15 protein-coding genes are annotated in these 16,934 nt (G+C 67.7%); 8 read left to right on the top strand and 7 right to left on the bottom strand.

The features are described from left to right. Positions 1-24 precede the first annotated feature (24 nt). Both ACAH41_RS18570 and ACAH41_RS18565 read left to right on the top strand, forming a co-directional pair. Positions 25-228 (top strand): hypothetical protein, encoded by a 204-nt coding sequence (locus tag ACAH41_RS18570; protein WP_325648443.1) that lies wholly within the window; start codon positions 25-27, stop codon positions 226-228. A gap of 142 nt (positions 229-370) precedes the next feature. Further along, positions 371-1,072, top strand: a complete 702-nt coding sequence (locus ACAH41_RS18565) for a LysR substrate-binding domain-containing protein (protein WP_141284383.1) — start codon at positions 371-373, stop codon at positions 1,070-1,072. 152 nt (positions 1,073-1,224) lie between these two features. Here the strand turns inward: ACAH41_RS18565 and tcuB are convergent, their stop codons facing one another. From tcuB to ACAH41_RS18535, 6 genes are all read right to left on the bottom strand, one after another. Then, on the bottom strand, positions 1,225-2,397 hold the full coding sequence (tcuB, locus tag ACAH41_RS18560; protein WP_325648441.1) for a tricarballylate utilization 4Fe-4S protein TcuB: 1,173 nt from the start codon (positions 2,395-2,397) through the stop codon (positions 1,225-1,227). Beyond that, complete coding sequence (gene tcuA, locus ACAH41_RS18555; protein ID WP_325648732.1) at positions 2,384-3,787, bottom strand: FAD-dependent tricarballylate dehydrogenase TcuA; 1,404 nt, start codon at positions 3,785-3,787, stop codon at positions 2,384-2,386. Before tcuA ends, tcuB begins: the two co-directional genes overlap by 14 nt. A gap of 71 nt (positions 3,788-3,858) precedes the next feature. After that, on the bottom strand, positions 3,859-4,794 hold the full coding sequence (locus ACAH41_RS18550) for a LysR substrate-binding domain-containing protein (RefSeq protein ID WP_325648439.1): 936 nt from the start codon (positions 4,792-4,794) through the stop codon (positions 3,859-3,861). Positions 4,795-4,860: 66 nt separating this feature from the next. Next, positions 4,861-5,736 (bottom strand): NAD(P)-binding domain-containing protein, encoded by an 876-nt coding sequence (locus tag ACAH41_RS18545; RefSeq protein ID WP_325648438.1) that lies wholly within the window; start codon positions 5,734-5,736, stop codon positions 4,861-4,863. Positions 5,737-5,746: 10 nt separating this feature from the next. Beyond that, complete coding sequence (locus ACAH41_RS18540; protein WP_325648437.1) at positions 5,747-6,655, bottom strand: NAD(P)-dependent oxidoreductase; 909 nt, start codon at positions 6,653-6,655, stop codon at positions 5,747-5,749. A gap of 144 nt (positions 6,656-6,799) precedes the next feature. Next, positions 6,800-7,738, bottom strand: a complete 939-nt coding sequence (locus tag ACAH41_RS18535; protein ID WP_325648435.1) for a LysR substrate-binding domain-containing protein — start codon at positions 7,736-7,738, stop codon at positions 6,800-6,802. Positions 7,739-7,809: 71 nt separating this feature from the next. On the opposite strand from ACAH41_RS18535, the gene ACAH41_RS18530 reads away from it, so the two are divergent. The 6 genes from ACAH41_RS18530 to ACAH41_RS18505 all read left to right on the top strand — a co-directional run bounded on the left by ACAH41_RS18530 (position 7,810) and on the right by ACAH41_RS18505 (position 15,882). Then, positions 7,810-9,435: a GMC family oxidoreductase N-terminal domain-containing protein gene (locus ACAH41_RS18530; protein WP_325648433.1), complete on the top strand. Its 1,626-nt coding sequence runs from the start codon at positions 7,810-7,812 to the stop codon at positions 9,433-9,435. A gap of 131 nt (positions 9,436-9,566) precedes the next feature. Beyond that, positions 9,567-10,370, top strand: a complete 804-nt coding sequence (locus ACAH41_RS18525) for a glucose 1-dehydrogenase (protein WP_325648431.1) — start codon at positions 9,567-9,569, stop codon at positions 10,368-10,370. A gap of 285 nt (positions 10,371-10,655) precedes the next feature. Continuing rightward, positions 10,656-11,624 carry a sugar ABC transporter substrate-binding protein gene (locus ACAH41_RS18520; protein ID WP_141286335.1) on the top strand — a complete coding sequence of 323 codons (969 nt, stop codon included), beginning with the start codon at positions 10,656-10,658 and terminating at the stop codon, positions 11,622-11,624. 39 nt (positions 11,625-11,663) lie between these two features. Further along, positions 11,664-13,235 (top strand): sugar ABC transporter ATP-binding protein, encoded by a 1,572-nt coding sequence (locus tag ACAH41_RS18515; protein WP_325648428.1) that lies wholly within the window; start codon positions 11,664-11,666, stop codon positions 13,233-13,235. Beyond that, entirely contained in the window at positions 13,226-14,464 is a 1,239-nt protein-coding gene (locus tag ACAH41_RS18510) for an ABC transporter permease (protein ID WP_325648426.1), read from the top strand. Before ACAH41_RS18515 ends, ACAH41_RS18510 begins: the two co-directional genes overlap by 10 nt. A gap of 41 nt (positions 14,465-14,505) precedes the next feature. Beyond that, positions 14,506-15,882: an MmgE/PrpD family protein gene (locus tag ACAH41_RS18505; protein ID WP_325648424.1), complete on the top strand. Its 1,377-nt coding sequence runs from the start codon at positions 14,506-14,508 to the stop codon at positions 15,880-15,882. Between the two features lie 51 nt (positions 15,883-15,933). Here the strand turns inward: ACAH41_RS18505 and ACAH41_RS18500 are convergent, their stop codons facing one another. Continuing rightward, entirely contained in the window at positions 15,934-16,866 is a 933-nt protein-coding gene (locus tag ACAH41_RS18500; RefSeq protein WP_141286340.1) for a LysR substrate-binding domain-containing protein, read from the bottom strand. Positions 16,867-16,934 lie beyond the last annotated feature (68 nt).

The following is a 16,934-nucleotide window of genomic DNA, read 5'->3' as shown; positions in this document are numbered from 1 at the left end:
TCCCGCTCCATCCAGATCACGGCCTTGCCGTCCAGCGCCTACTCGTTCCTGAACTTCCACCGGCCATGCCTGTTCTCGACCGGTAAACCCGACCCGAAAAAGCCGGGGCGCATCAAGCGGGTCTACAGGCCCCAGGACGCGATGACGCCGCTGGACAAGCTGGCCAGCTTGCCCGAGGCGACCCAGGGCCTGCTTGAGGGCATGACGCTGGCACACCTGCGCGAGTAGGCCACGGCGTTGAGCGACTTGCAGGCCGCCGAGGAACTCAACGAGGCACGCCAGGCGCTATTCCGGCGAGTGCCCGCTCTGACGGGTTGATGCGCACACGTCGCGGGCGGGGGAGCCTCCGGCGGCCTGGCGGGGGCCTTGGATTGAGAAATCAATCAAAGCCCAGAACCGCCCCAATACACTGCCCGCTCCTACAACGGATCGACGCTCCAAGGTCGGCGGCACGATCCGCATCACAGCGATTGACCATGTGCTGAATTCCGTCATGTGGCCACGCCTGGATCCACTGCTTCAAAGGTATCCCGAACTCAAGATCGAGATCAGCGCTGACTACCGCATGGTCGACATCGACGCAGATCGCTATGACATTGGCGTTCGCTGGGGTAACCAGGTCGAGAGGGACATGATCGCCGTCCGCATGACCGCTGAACAACCCATGGTCATCGTCGCTTCTCCGGGATACCTCGCAGTGCGCGGCGTGCCGTGCACGTCGCAGGATCTGCTGCGACACAACTGCATCACACTGCGCCCGACAAGCGGCGGCGGCATCTGCGGCTGGGCGCTCGAGCACAAGGGCCGCAAGACCGAGGCGAAAGTCACCGGCCAGACGGTTTTCACGAGCGTCTATCCGATGCTCCAGGCCGCCCTGTCCGGCCACGCCCTCGTCTTCGTCACGGCCGACCTGGCGCGGCGCCACGTCGAGGCCGGGCGTCTCGTCTCCGTCATGCAGGAGTGGTGCCCGTTGTTCCCTGGGCTGCATGCCTGCTATTCGAGGCGGCGAAACCCGACGCGTGCACTGACGGTGGTCATTGAGGCATTGCGCGAGCCGCTGACATCGCTCTGAGGTCGCGGCTTTTCGACTGCCGTGAGCTGCCGTGGAGTTTCACGGCCGGGGCTCGGCAGGTACTGCTCGCCGGTCACTGTACTGTCCTGCCATCCGGTGGGACGTTGGCGTCACACATTGCATTGGTCGACACCGGCTATCGGCTGCAGGGGTCAGTCGTCGCCCAACTGAAGCCTGCTCGGCTGGCGGCGCTCGATCGACCACTTGAGCAATGCGGCAGCACGGAAAATGCCGTGCGCGAACTTGCCGTAGGGCATGGTGGCAAACAGCGCCATCACCGATCCCAGATGAATACACAGCGCCAGCGGCAGGGCGCCCGTGCCTTTGGCAAGCATCAGCGCCAAGCCGCTCGCGCCGGTGACGAACAGCAGCGCGATGAAGCCACGGTCCATCGGCTTCTGCGCCGCGTCCTGTTGCAGCGGATGGCGCCGCAGGTTCAGGTAGAACAGCCCCGCGGTGCCCGCCACCAGAGCAAGCCCACCGGTGATGCCAAGCAGCTTGGGCAGGCTGGTGTAGCCGTAGGGGGCCGGCATGTTCAGCGCATAGTGGTAGAGCGTGGCCACGCTGGTGGCGGCGAAGCAGAGCATGAAGCCGTAGAAGGTCAGGTGATGGAAGCGCCGCCGTAGGAGGGTGAAGCGGTCGTCCTCGTTGTTGCAGCCGTCGCCATGGCCGCCGTCCAGGTACTTGAGCGTCAGCGCATTGCGGACCGACTCCGTGATCGCAGGCGCCGATGTCGGCCCGGGCGACTCCTCGTGCCAGAACTTCCGAACGCCCATGCCGAGGGCCAGCACCGCGAACAGGAAGATCGGTGCGAACAGGCCGACGAGCGTGTTGTGCGGGAAGATGCCGTAGAAGTTGCTGTCCACGGCGCCCCACAGGCTGCCGGTCGAGGCCACGGTGAGCATCAGGAACAAGGCCAGCCCCGCGGTCATCGCCAGCGACAGCGTCAGGCCGTTGCGCCGATAGAGCCCTCCCAGGGCGGGTGGCCAGGCGTACTGGGAGTACGTGTCCAGCCGGACCTTCGCCATGGCCTGCGGAACGTTGACGCCGAACTCGTGTGGCGGCGCGTATTGGCAGGCATGCAGGCAGGCACCGCAGTTGTGGCACAGGTTGGCCAGGAAGTTGACGTCGTTCTTGCCGAATTCCAGCCGCCGCGTCATCGCCGGGAACACGCCGCAGAAGCCCTCGCAATAACGGCAGGCATTGCAGATCTGCAGGACGCGCGCGACCTCGGTCTCGTTGTCGGTGAGGACCTGCAGCGGAATGACGCGGTGGCCGTTGGCGAGCTCGGAGGCCTCGCGCACCAAGGTTTCAAGCTGCTGCACGGACGTTCTCCTGAAGGGCTGACTGCGCAGCGCGGGTGCCGGCGATGCGGCCGAAGGCCGTGCCGATGCTCATGCCGACGCCGGCGGTGTAGCCCTTGCCCAAGACATTGCCGGCCATCATCTCGCCGGCGACGAAGAGGTTGGGACTGGTGCGGCCGCCGAAACGCACCGCGGCGGTTTCGTCGACCTTCAAGCCGAGGTAGGTGAAGGTCACGCCGGGGCGCAAGGCATAGGCGTGGTAGGGCGGGGTGTCGATGCGCCGGGCCCAGTGGGTTTTGGGGGGCGCGAGGCCCACGGTGTGGCAGTCGTCCAGCGCGGTGTGGTCGAAGGTCCCGGGCTGGCAGGCCGCGTTGTAGGCGTCGAGCGTCTTCATGAAGGCGGCCACGTCGAGCCCGAGCGCCTGTGCAAGTTCGGGCAGGGTCTGGGCCCGGGTGCCGGGGAACACCGGCGGCATGAATCGACCCTGTGCCTTGGCATCGATGATCGAGAACGCGACCTGGCCCGGCTGCTGCGCGACCAGCCGGCCCCAGATGGCATAGCGCTTGGGCCAGAAGTCCTCGCCCTCGTCGTAGAAGCGTTCGGCGTCGCGGTTCACCACCAACCCGAGCGAGACGCAGTCGATGCGGGTGCAGATGCCGCCGTCGTAGAGCGGCGCACGGGCGTCGATGGCGACCATGTGCGCTTGCGTCGCGTCACCGATGGTGTCGGCACCGGCATCGATCATGAAGCGCAGCAGGGTGCCGGTGTTGAAGCGGGTGCCGCGGATCAGGAAGTTGTCGGCCGGGTGTTCGCCGCGCTCGTTCATGCCCCAGGCTTCGCGAAGCCATTCGCGGTTGGATTCGAAGCCGCCGGCGGCGAGCACGCAGCTGCGCGCGCTGAAGCGCCGGGTGCCCGAGTACGCTGCCGAGAATCTGCCGTCACGCAGCTCGAGGCGATCGACCGGCGTGTCGTAGCGCACTTCCACGCCCAGCCGTTCCGCGCTGCGGTAGTAGGCGTTGACAAGCGCCTTGCCGCCGCCCATGAAAAAGGCGTTGGTGCGCGCCGTGTGCAGCGCACCGGACAAGGACGGCTGGAAGCGCACGCCGTGCTGCCGCATCCAGGGCCGGCAGGTGGACGAGGCCCGAATCACCAGGCGAGCCAGTGCCTCGTCGGTGGCGCCGCCGGTCACCTTGAGCAGGTCCTGCCAGTACTCCTCCTCCGGGTAGGCGTCGGCCAGCACGTCCTGCGGTGCGTCGTGCATGCAGCGCAGGTTGCGGGTGTGCTGCGAATTGCCGCCGCGCCATTCGCGCGGAGAGGCCTCGAGCAGCAGCACCGAGGCGCCGGCCTCGCGCGCCATCAGCGCTGCGCACAGAGCCGCATTGCCGCCCCCGATCACCAACACGTCGAACATGGCTTCAGTCATGAGCGGCAGTCTAGGAAGGGCGCCGAGGCACGGCTAGAGGGAGCGGTGGCAATGGGTCTTCACGAAGCGTGAAGGGTGGCGCCGGGCCAGAGGCCCGCCGAGATTGTCGCCGCCGCCACGTCGCGCAGGACGATGCGGGTGGCCAGCGCCGCGGGCGACAGCTCGTCGTCGCCGAGGCTGGCCAGGGTGTTCAGGCGCCTGGCCTGGTCGTCGGCGATCTCGATCCGCACCAGGGCGTCCTGCGGCAACCGCGCCGTCGCGGCGCCCGGCTGCACCGTGGCGGCGATCCCTGCGCGCACGGCGTCCATCAGCACCGCCAAGCCGTCGACTTCCAGCACCACCCGGGGCTCGCAGCGCGCGCGCGCGAAGGCGCTGTCGACGGCCGCTCGCAGTCCGTGCGGCCGGCTCGGCAGCACCAGCGGCAGGCCGGCGATGTCCGCCACGGCGAGGCGCGCCCGGCCGTGCAGCGCCTGCAGGCCCGGCAGCTCCGCTGAGCCGATGAAGAACAGCCGTTCCTCGAGCAGCGGCAGCAGCGTCCAGCGCTGTGCAGAACCGGGGTCGAACAGCACGGCCATGTCGAGCTGGCGTGCGTTCAACATCGCCGTCAGGTTGCCGGACAGGCTTTCCACCAGTCGCAGGCGCACGTCGGGGTAACGCTCGCGCATCGCGGTGATCAGCGGCATGGCGAGCATCGCCGCGGTAGACGACGCCAGGCCCAGGCTCACATGGCCCGACAGCCGCGCCTGCTGGGCCGCGCGCACCGCGTCGTCGGCATGCCGCAGGGTCAGCTGGGCCTGCTTGTAGAAGGCCATGCCCGCGTCGGTGGCGCGGGTGCCGGCGGCCGAGCGGTGCAACAGCCGCGTGCTCAGTTCGCTCTCGAGCCGGCTCAGTTGCTGGCTCAGTGCGGACGTCACCACGCCCAGCTCCTTGGCCGCGCGGCCGAGGCTGCCGAGCTCGATCACGCTGACGAAGTAGCGCAGTTGACGGAGTTCCAACGGCGTCCTTGCAAGTGTCGGATGGCGGCTGGCTTCGGCGGTCCCGCGCGAGCCCGCGGTCAGCGCCTACGCTACAGCCTGGGCCCTGTCGGCGCTCTGGCGGGTGGCGTCGTGGAACCGGCTGAAGGTGTCGTCCAGCGCCGCCGCCGAGCCGAGCCGGTTCGACTCGGCCTGCAGCAGGCTGCGAACCAGGTTGCCGATCATCATCGGCGCACCGACCTTTGCGGCCAGCTGCGATGCCAACGTGAGGTCCGCGACCACGCTGCGCAAGGGCACGTCCGCCGTGGTGCGGCCGGCGGCGATGGCCGGCAGCAGCCGCACCGTGCCGCTGTTGTTGCCGGAGCATCGCGTCAGCACCGTGCCCATGTCTTCGACCGACAAGCCGTTGCAAAAGCCCATCGCCGCGGTTTCGTAAGTCACCAAGCGGTTGGCCGCGGCGACCGTGGCCACCACCAGCGCCGCAGCCCGGCCGTTGCCGGCATCGCCGAAGTCGATCACCTTTGGGCAAATGGCTTCCAGCAGCGGACGCACCGCCGCCACTGCGCCCGCCGGGCCGCCGCAGGTGATGGCCGATGCCTCCGGCAGGGCCGCGTGCGATTCGCAGTGCAGCGGGGCGTCGACGAAGCCGATGCCCCGCTGCTGAAGCGCGGCCGCCAGGGCCTTGGCGTCGGCCGGATCGCCAGAACTCAGGTCGACCACCGTCGTGCCGCTCGGCAGCCGGGCACCGAAGCCCGCGGTGTCGTGCAGCGCGGCCGAAGCTGCGCAGACCAGCAGCACGCGGCACTGCTGCGACAAGGCGGCCAGATCCTGCACCGGCACGATCTCGCGCTGAAGGTGCTCGGCCGGCCACTCCGGCGCCAGCACGTGAACACGGAATGCCTTCAAGAGGCGGTGTGCCACCACGGCTGCCAACGGGCTGCTGCCCACAATGCCTACGTTCATGTTCTGAGCCTCAATGAGCGGGGGATGCCAGGGGGGCGCCGGTAAAGCGTGCGTCGGCCATCGATTCGACGACCCGGATCATGTCTTCGAGCTGGGCCTGCTCGCCCAGCGTGTTCAGGCCAATCTGCAGCAGGCCGCGAACGATGTCCGAGACCGGCATCGGCACGCCCCGGGCCATGCCCATCGACAGCGCCTGGTTGACGTCCTTGACCTGCAACCCCAGACCGAACTTGGTCGACTGCCGGCCTTCGGCGATCGCCACCAGCATGCCCTGCGTGGTGAAGTTGCGCCCGGTGGTGTGGTTCAGCGCCTCGGTCATGGCCTCCAGCGGCAGGCCGAACTTGCGGCCCATGGCCACCGCCTCCAGCGTAGCCAGGCGGCAGCCGGCGTTCATCATGTTGTTGACCGCCTTCATGGTCTGGCCGTTGCCGACCCGTCCGCCGCAATAGAAGACGTTCGGGCTGATGGCTTTCAGGACCGGTAGCACCTTGGCGTACACCGGCTCGGGGCCAGAGGCGATGATGGACACCGTGCCGGCGATGGCCGTGGCCATGGCGCCCGACACCGGCGCATCGATCAGGTCCACGCCCTGTTCGGCCAGGCGGCTGGCGAAGCGGCGTGTCTCGCCCGGCACGCCGCTGGTCTGGTCGACCACGATCGCACCCGGCGACAGGCCCTCTGCCAGCCCGTCCGGCCCGAACAGTACCCGCTCCACGTCAACGCTGCGTGGCAGGCACAGCAGCACCACCTCGCAGCCCTTTGCCAACGCCTTGGCCGACGGCGCTGCGCGCGCGCCCAGCTGCTCGAAGGTGGCGACCACCGCAGGGTTGAGGTCGAGGACGCTCAAGCTGTGTTTGTCCAACAGATGACGCGCGAGGGCGCCGCCCATCGCGCCCAGACCGATATACCCGACTTGCATTCGATGCTCCTGGAAAGCCGGTGTCGCCCGCGAAGACCGCCGGACGACACGACGGCCAAATTGTCGCGGCCGTGTCGACGCGGGTCGAGTCGGTTCTTTTGGCGGCGACGGTAAGTGCCGCTGACGCTGTGCGCCCCCGCCGGGTCAGTCGGCACCGCCCAGGTCGAGCGACTCGCTGCGCAGCGCCTCCACGAAGTGCGCGACCAGGCGGCTGCCGAGCGCCGGCTCCCAGATCGCGCCGATGTCCGGCGAGGGGATCGCCGGGCTCAGCGGCACGCGCTGGATCAGCCCGAGCGGCCGATAGAGCTGCAGCTCCGCAGCGCTGAGGATGGTGAGGTAGTCGCGCTCCTCCAGCAGCAGTTGCACCCGGATCGACGACCCGGCTTCGACACAAGGTACCGGCGGCCGCTGCTTCTGCATCGCGAAAGCTTCGTCGAACGCTGCCCGCATGACCGAGCCGGCAGGCGGCAGCAGCCAGGGATGGCGGTCCATCGACGCCCAGCTGGCGCCGGCCGGGCCGAGCAATGCATGGCCGCTGCGTGCCACGACCTGCAGGCTGTCGGCGCGCAGCGGCGCGGTGGCAAAGCCCGAGGCCAGGGCCTGGGCGCTGAGCGCGCCGATGATGAGGTCGATCTCTCGCCGCGCCAGCTGTTCCAGCAGTTCCGACAACGATGCTTCGACCACCGACACGAAGATGCCGGGCTGTTTCTGCTGCAGCCGTGCGATGGCGCGCGGCAACAAGACCCGCGGCAGACCGGTGCCCACTCGCAGCCGCCCCTGCAGCCCGGCGTGCAGGGCCAGGAAATCGGCGTGCGTTCGGCGCACGTCGCCCAGCATGCGCGAGGCATGCGCGCGCAGCACCTCGCCATCCGGCGTCAGCGAAAGCCGGCGTCCGCGCACGAACAAGGGCTGACCGATGGCCTCTTCCAGGTCGGCCAGCCAGTGCGACAGCGCTGGCTGAGTCATGTGGAGTTGCCCGGCGGCAGCGGTCATGCTGCCGGTTTCGTCGAGTGCGAGGAACACTTCCAGGTGCCGGATCTTCAACCGGCGGGCCCAGGGAATGGTCTCGAGAAGATCGGACATGTGCGATTGCTGATGGACGCATCGATTCTATTCATTGGCAAGTCAGGACACCGATCCAGAGAATCCGCCGCATGGAGACCTTCGACTACATCATCATCGGCGCCGGCTCGGCAGGCTGCGTGCTGGCCCGGCGACTCTCGGACAATCCCGCGATCCGGGTGTTGCTGCTAGAAGCCGGCCCGCCGGCAGACAAATTCTGGGTCCGCACACCGGCGGGCATGGCCAAGCTCTATTTCCACGACAAGCTGAACTGGAACTACTTCACCGAACCGATGCCCGAAATGCTGAACCGCCGGATGTACTGGCCGCGCGGCAAGGGGCTCGGCGGCTCGAGCGCGATCAACGGCATGGTCTACATCCGCGGCCACCGCCAGGATTTCGATACCTGGCGTGCTCTCGGCAACCCTGGCTGGGGCTTCGACGACGTGCTGCCGTACTTCAAGCGCATGGAGCACTTCGAGCGTGGTGGCGACGCCTACCGCGGCCAGGACGGGCCGCTTTGGATCAGCGATCCGGTGATCCGCCACCCTGCGTCCGCCGACTTCGTGGCCGCGGCCGAGCGCCACGGCATCCCGCGCACCGACGACATGAACGGCGCCCTGCACGATGGCGTCGGCTTCATGCAGCACAACATCAAGCACGGCCGGCGCCACTCGGCCTGGATGGCCTATGTGGAACCGGTGGCCCAGCGTCCCAATCTGGTGGTGCGGACCGGCTGCATGGTGCAACGGATCGTCTTCGACGGACGAATGGCGACCGGCGTCTCGGTGATCTCCGGCGGCGAAACCCGCGTCCTGCAGGCGACGCGGGAGGTGATCGTGTCGGCCGGAGCGGTGAACTCGCCGCAGTTGCTGATGCTCTCCGGCATCGGGCCTGGCGAGGAACTGCAGCGCTTCGGCATCTCGCCGGTCGCGCTGTCGCCAGGCGTGGGCGGCAACCTGCAGGATCACTTCTACGTGCACACCAGCTACCGGTCGACGCGGGACAGTTCCTACAACCACGAGATCACCGGCGCGCGGAAATACTGGACCGGCCTGCGCTACCTGTTGACGCGCTCCGGCTATCTCGCCCTCGGGTCTTCACAGGTGGCGGCGTTCGTCAAGAGCAGGCCCGAAGAGGACCATGCCGACCTGCAGATCAGCTTCAGGCCGATGTCCTTCACCTACCACGGCAACGGCCTGGTTGAGGTTGACCGCGAACCCTCGATCGCCGCGTCCGTCTACCGGCTGCGCCCTGCGGTGAGCGGCACCGTCCGCCTGCGCTCGCCGGATCCCTTGCAGCCGCCGCTGCTGCAGCCGGAGTTTCTGACGCACCAGGGCGACATCGACGCGGTGATCTCCGGCCTGCGGCAGATCCGGCGCATCCTGGCCACCGAGCCGCTCGCATCGCGGGTCGTGTCGGAGATCCTGCCCGGGAGCGAAGTGCAGAGCGACGCTGCGTTGCTCGACTACCTGCGACAGCACGGCAACTCCGCGATGCATCCATCCGGCACCTGCAAGATGGGCTCAGACCCGTTGGGCGTGGTCGACGAGCGGCTGCGCGTGCGGGGCGTCGAGCGGCTGCGCGTGGTTGACGCGTCAATCATGCCGCACGTGACCTCCGGCAACACCAATGCGCCCACGATGATGATTGCCGAGAAGGGCGCGGACATGATCCTTCACGACGCCGTGGCCCACTGCCCGCGCCAGGCGGCCTGACGGTGCCCGCGCCGGCGCCGCGGTGCCGAGCGTCGCATTTGCTGACCGTCGGCGGCAGTAAAAGCGACCAGTCAGGCGTCGGCCCGGCAACCACAATTTCCGTTTGGCAGGGGCGAGCCGCGCCGCCGCCGTTGCCCACACTCAAGGAGCATCAGATGATCGATCTTGCACATCAGCCACGCTACGCCGGCAAGGTGGCCTTCGTGACCGGCGCCGGCAGCGGCATCGGCCGGGCGACGGCGCTGGCCTTCGCGCGCGAGGGGGCCAGCGTGGTCGTGGTGGACATCGCCGAGCCGGCGAACCGCGAGACCGCGCGGCTCGTTGAGCAACTTGGCGCTCGTGCATTGGCCGCCAGCTGCGACGTGTCGAACGGGGACGCCGTGCGCGGGGCGCTCGACGAGGCGATGCGGACTTTCGGCCGGCTCGACTTCGCCTTCAACAACGCCGGCATCGAACAGCCGGCCACCTCGCTGGCCGACCTCAGCGAAGAGGTCTGGGACCGCATCATCCGGGTGAACCTGCGCAGCGTCTTCGTCTGCATGAAGTACCAGATTCCGCTGATGGTCCAGGGCGGCGGCGGCGCGATCGTCAACACGTCGTCAGGAGCCGGCGTGCTCGCCATCCAGGGGCAATCGTCGTATTGCGCGTCCAAGTTCGGCGTCACCAGCATCAGCAAGGTGGCTGCCCTGGAATATGCCAAGTCCAAGGTCCGGATCAATGCCGTGTGCCCCGGCATCATCGACACCGAGATGATCGAGCGCTACACCCAGGGCACGCTGGAGGGCCGCGCCAGGGTGATCGCGCAGGAGCCGATCGGCCGCATGGGCAAGGCCGAAGAGATTGCAGCAACGGTGCTCTGGCTGTGCTCCGACGAGGCGGCTTTCGTGACCGGTCACGCCATGGTGGTGGACGGTGGACAGACCGCCGGCATCTGAGGTCGAACCCTCGGCGTGCTTCAGGCGCGCTTACCTTCGACACCAGAAAAACCGACTCGACCTGACCAGAGGCGGCGCAAATAATCCGCCGACCCCAGTGACTCCCAGTCGATTGGGACGGCGGTCTGCCAGCGGGGCGGTTGCCGCAGAGCCGGGCACTCGAGAAGAGGGCGTGCCGGCCCGTGGATGGGCATGACTGGCATGGGCCGCTCCGGCGTGGTTGGCAGGCGGAGTGCGGCAAGAGACAGCCAACGTAAAACTTAACTATTCAAATTGGAGACAGGCATGAAAGAGATCAAGACGCTAGGGGTGGCCATTGGCGCCGCTGCATTGGCGCTCGTGGCAGGCGCGGCAGGCGCCAAGGACATCACGCTGGGCTATGTGGCCAACAGCATGCAGTTCCCTTACGACGCGGCGCTGGGCAAGGGGTTCCAGGAGGCTTGCAAGGAGCTGGGCTGCAAGACCGTCGTGATCGACGCGCGGGCCAGCGTCGAGCGCCAGGGCAATGCCATCGAGGACCTGATCGCGCAGAAGGTGGATGGCATCACCATCATCGCCACCGACTCGGTGGTGGCCCTGGGATGGGTGGATCGGGCGACGGATGCCAAGATCAATTTCGTTGCCTCTGCCGCGCAGATCGGTGACACCGACAAGGTACCGGTGAAGCAGGTGTACTCCAAGCTCACGGCGCTCGTCATCACCGACGATGTGGTCGCCGGCGAGCGTGCGGGCGAGTTGGCCGTGAAGTTCCTGCCCAAGGGCCGCACGGTAAAGATCGGCATCATCGAGGGTGCCCCCGGCTTCGCGGTGGTTCGGCAGCGCACCGAAGGCTTCAAGAAGGCACTGACTGCGGCGGGCGTGAAATTCCAGATCGTGGCTTCGCAGCCGACCGACTGGACGCCGGCCAAGGGCGAGGCGGTCTGCCAGAACATCCTGACGGCGAACCCCGACCTCGATCTGTTCTTCAGCCACGCCGACGACATGGCCCTCGGCTGCTCGCGCGCGATCCGGGCCGCAAACTCGAATGTGAAGCTGGTCTCGACCGGCGGCGGCTCGAAGCTCGGCAATGACGCCATCAAGAATGGCGAGATTGACGGCTCGGTCTGCACCAAGCCCGCCACGATCGGCCGGCTGGCGGCCAAGGCGCTCTACGACGCGGCGACCGGCAAGAACACCAAGAAGGCCCAATACATCTCGTACGACACGCCGGCGATCACCAAGGACAACCTGGCCGCGTGCCCGGCCGAGTGGTGATCCCGAGGTGCAGCACTTGACCGTCGAGGAGCGGGTTCGATGCCGGTGACACAGCATGTCCCGCTGATGCAGCTGCAGGGACTCAGCAAGGCCTTCCTGAACGGGGCCGTGGTGGCCTTGCGCGGTGTCGACCTGGTGATCGAGCCCGGCATGGTGCACGGCCTGCTGGGAGCCAACGGCGCTGGCAAATCCACGCTCATCAAGATCCTCTCGGGGGCCTTCCCGGCGTCCGGCGGCAAGATCCTGTGGAAGGGTGAGTCGGTTCAATGGTCGTCGCCGCGGGAAGCGAGCGCGATGGGCGTGGCGACCGTCCACCAGCACGTGCCCCTGGTGCCGACGCTGTCGGTGCTGGAGAACGTTTTCCTGGGCGACGAAGGCCGCTGGCGCCGTCATGCGGCCTATCGCTCGCGCTTCGACGAGCTCTGCGACCGAGTCGGTTACCGGCTCGACCCGGACCGTCTCGTGGGCGAGCTCGCCATCGGGCAGCGCCAGATGGTCTCGATCTTCCAGGCCCTGGGCACCGGGGCCGACCTGATCGTGCTGGACGAACCCACTGCCTCGCTGGCCAATGACGAGCGCGAGGTGGTCTACCAGACCGTGCGGCGCCTGAGCCGGGTCGAGAACAAGGCCATCCTGTTCGTCTCGCACTTTCTCGATGAAGTGGTGGCCCTGACCGATTGCCTCACCATCCTGCGCGATGGCCAGGCCGTCATGCGAGCGCAGACCTGCGACATGGACGAAACCCGCATCGCCGAGGCCATCGTCGGTCGGCAACTGGTGGCACTGGAACGGACCTCCGCAAGGACGCGCAGGCCGGACGCACCGGTAGCGCTCGAATTGCGCTCGCTCGCTTCGCCGGGCAAGCTCCAGCCGATCTCGCTGACGCTGAAGGCCGGCGAGGTGCTCGGCATTGCGGGACTGCTGGGTTCGGGCCGCAGCGAGCTGCTGCACGCCATCTTCGGCGCGGATCCCGACGCCACCGGTACCGTCGCCATCGCGGGCCGCGCGGTCGGCCGATCGACCATGGCGGCGGTGAAGGCTGGCATCGGTCTGGTGCCGGAGGACCGCGCGCGCCAGGGCCTGGTGCCGCAGTTCGAGATCTGGCGCAACACCACGCTGCCGGCTCTGGCCGGCGTCTCCTGGCGCCGCTGGCTGCCGGTGCGCCGCCATGAGGTGGCGCGCGGCGCCGAGGCGATCCGCAAGCTGAAGATCAAGGCGCCTTCGCCCGAAGCGCTGGTGACCGAGCTGAGCGGCGGCAATGCGCAGAAGGTGACCATCGCCAAATGGCTCTTCAGCGACATCCGGGTATTCCTTCTCGACGAACCGACAGCGGGCATCGACATTGGCGCGAAGACCGACATCCTCCGGCTTGTGCGCGAGCTGTCCGCCGCAGGCATGACAGTGCTCATCGTCTCGTCCGAATTCGAGGAGCTGCTCGCGGTGAGCGACCGGATCCTGGTGATGCGGGACGGCCGCTGCGTGGCGGAGCGGGCGCTCGAGGACACCTCCGAGCACGAGCTCATCCTTCTGGCGGGCGGGCAGAGCGCCCAGCCGAGCCTTGCGCCCACCGGTGGCGCGCAACTGACACAGACTGAGCGGCCATGGCACTGACGAATTCCCACCTCTCACACGCTTCCGATCCGACAGCGCGGCCCGTTGCGCCGCCGCGCGAGGCTGCGCCGGTCCATCAGGCCCTGCCTACGCAGTGGCGACGGGTGTTCGGTCTGCGCGAGATGGGCGTCTATTACGCCCTGCTGATCCTGGTGCTGGTGCTGGCGGTGGCGAGCGCCTACACAGGGCGGGTCAGCTACCTCAGCATGCAGAACATCACCAACGTGATGCATCAGTCATCGCTGACAGCCGTGATGGCGATCGCAATGACGGTGATCCTGATCACTGGCAATTTCGATCTTTCGGTCGCTTCCGTCGCAGCGCTTTCAGCAGCGGTGCTGATCGGCTTGGCCGACTCCATCGGCTTCTGGCCAGCGGTCGGTGCCGCAATGCTGGTGGCCGTACTGGCAGGGTTGCTCAACGGTGCCATCGTGCAGTACGTCGGCATCAATGCCTTCATCGTCACCCTCGGCACGCTGACGGCGATCCGCGGCATCGTGCTGATCTACACCGACGGCCGCTCCCTGTCGGTCGAGAGCCCCGAGGTGATCGCCTCGATGCGCGCCTTCGAGTCGGGCCGCGTGGCGATCGGCCTGCCGCTGATCTGCATCGGCGCCGTGCTGTTATTCGCCGGTGCCGCGGCGGCGCTGCGCAGGCGGCGCGAAGGCCGGGGCTTGTCGCCCGCGTCGCTTGGCATGCTGATGGGCGGGGTCTGCGCGATCGCAGTGGGTGCGGTGGGCGGATCGGAGCTGTCCGTCTCCAAGGCCGTGATCTACATGCTGATCTTCGCCTCGCTGGTGTGGTTCGTGCTCACCTTCACCACCGTCGGCCGCAAACTGTATGCCGTGGGCGGCAACCCCGAGGCGGCACGCCTGTCCGGCATCAACGTGACGCGTTACCGGATGGCGGCGTTCATCCTGTGCAGCGCCGCCGCAGGCTTCGCAGGCGTGATGTTCGGCAGCCGCCTGCGGTCCATCAACCCGGCCGCGCTGCAGGGTGCCGAGCTGACGGTCATCGCCTCGGCGATCCTGGGCGGCACCTCGCTGTTCGGCGGCGCGGGCAGCGTGGTCAAGACGCTCGCAGGAGCGATGCTCCTGTTCACCCTGACCAACGGCTTCAACATGCTGAACCTCGGGGCCAACTACCAGGGGCTGATCGAGGGCACGGTGATCGTCATCGCCGCAGCGATCTACACGGTGGGCGGCCACGGTCGTGCCCGCGCACACTGATCTGGTCGGCCTCAAGCCTCGCAACCCCCATCTCCGCCCCCATGACCCAAGACATCTGCCACGACTTTGCAAGGGCGAGTGCCGATACCCGTTTCGAGGACTTGCCGCCTGCCGCCGTCGAGTCGGCGCGCAACAGCGTGCTCGACACGGTTGGCGTCACGCTCGCCGCGAGCGGCCTGGAGCCCGCGGTGCGGAACTTCGTCGACGTGGTCACCGAATGTGGCGGCCGCCGGGAGAGCACGGTCCTGGGCTTCGGTGATCGCCTGCCTGCACCTCTGGCTGCGTTGGCCAACGGTGCGATGGCGCATTGCCTCGACTTCGATGACCAGACGCCCTGGGGGGCTCATGCCGCGAGCTCCATCGTGCCGGCCGCCTTCGCGGTGGCCGAGCGCATCGGTGGTGTCTCCGGCCGAAAGATGTTGGCTGCGGTGGCGGTCGGCCAAGACTTGTTCGCGCGGTTGCGTTGCAACGTGGGCTGGCGAAAGGACTGGAACCTGTCGACCTCGGTGGGCATTTTCTCGGCCGCTGCGGCCGCCTCGCATGTGCTCGGCCTGGACGCGCGGCAGACAGCCCATGCACTGGGCATCGCCAGCATGCAGTCCAGCGGCACCATGGAGCTCATCTTCGGCACAGGGAGCGATCTGCGCGGCATGTACGCGGGCTTCACAGCGCAGGGCGCCGTGCTTGGCGCGCTGCTGGCGCAGCGCGGCATCACCGGCATCGATACGCTGTTCGAGGGCCGGGCCGGCATCTTCAATACCTACTATGGCGGGCATTACGACCGGGCAGCCATGCTGCACGGTCTGGGCACCGACTACCTGGGCGCCGGCACGCTGTACAAGGCCTGGCCGGCGGTCGGCAATGTGCACACCTACCTGCACGCGACGCTGGTCCTGATGAAAGAGCATCGACTGGCCAATGACGACATCGAGCAGGTCCTCGTCTCGGTGGGCGACTTCCAGAAGATCATGTCGTCGCCGCTGGAACAGCGGCGCGCGCCGGCCACCCTGGTCGACGCGAAGTTCAGCCTGCCGTTCTGCGTCGGCCTGGCGCTGGCGCGCGGCCGCGTCAAGGTCTCCGACTTCAGTGCCGCGACCCTGAAGGACCCACAGGTGCTGGCCGCTGCCGCCAAGGTGCTGCCGGTTGACGACAGCCGCTTTGACTGGAACACCACCCTGCCGGACGGGCGGGTGGAGATCGTGACCCGGGACGGACGGCATCTCGTGCGCGTGGGCGACAAGGTGCCGGGCAGCGCCGAAGCGCCGATGACATGGGACGACTTGGCGGAGAAGTTCCGCGACTGCGCAGGCGCGGCGACGGCGCCCGTCTCGGCCGAGCGGGTCGAGCGGGCATTGCAACTCGCCCGCGACTTCGAGCACCTCGAGGACGTCAGCGAACTTTTCAGGACGCTGGCCTGAATCGGCCAGGTCACGGCGGCCGCGCTGCCGCCTCGCGGCGGCGACCAACGGTCACTTCGCCAGGAGCTTGACGATGTCCAGCAAGCGTTCGAGCGCGGGATCCATCTTGTCCTTGACCCACGCGAGCACGAAGCTGGTGGCGTGCGAGACATCCTGCAGCGGCACCACCGTGATGCCGTTGGGGTAGATGAAGTTCCGGCCCGTGACCGCCAGGCCGATGCCGATGCCGACCGAGATCAGGTTCAGCTGGGTCGAGATGGTCTTGACCTCTTGCACCACGTCCGGCTCGAAACCGGCCTCCTGGCACAGCGTGTAGAGCGGGCCGTAGCCGGGGCTGCTGACGGATTGCGGCACCACCACGAAACGCTCACCGGCCAAGTCGCTCAGCGTGACCGACTTTCGCTGGGCCAGGCGATGGTCGGTCGGCAGGGCGACACCCAGCGATCCGGTCTGGATGTGGAACCAGTCGAGCACGGTTTCGTCCTGGCTCATCAGGTTCGAGCCAGGCCCCTTGCGGACCTTGACCCGTCCGGGCCCGAAATGCATGAAGCCAGCGTCCAGCTTGCCGTCGGCAAGCGCGCGGAACTGGTCCGTGGTGGAGATCTCGTGCAGCGACAGCGTCACATCGGGATAGGCTTCCTTGTACTGCTTGATGGCCGCCCGGAACAGCGAGTTGAGCAGCGTCAGCGAGCCGTAACCGATGCTCAGGGTGCCGCTCTTGCCCTGGCCCACGCGCTGGGTCGCCAGCACAGCCTGGCCCAGCTGGTTCAGCAGCGCCTGGACCTGCGGCAGCAGCGTCTTGCCGGCTTCGGTCAGGCGGACCCGGTGCGCCAGACGCTCGAACAACGGCGTCCCGATCTCGTCTTCGAGGTCCGCGATGATCTGCGAGACCGCAGGCCGCGTGACATGCAAGCGGTCCGATGCGCGGCCGAAATGTTCTTCTTCGGCGGCGGCGATGAAATAGCGCAGGTGACGGAGTTCCATGAGTCCGCGGGAGTCTATCCGCACCTGACCCGGCGCATGTTGCCGATGACGTCTCGCATACCCTGGGT

The organism is Ideonella sp., from assembly GCF_041287625.1.
Lineage (GTDB): Bacteria > Pseudomonadota > Gammaproteobacteria > Burkholderiales > Burkholderiaceae_C > Ideonella.
Note: the sequence above shows the minus strand (reverse complement) of the source record. Positions and strands in the feature narration are given on the sequence as shown.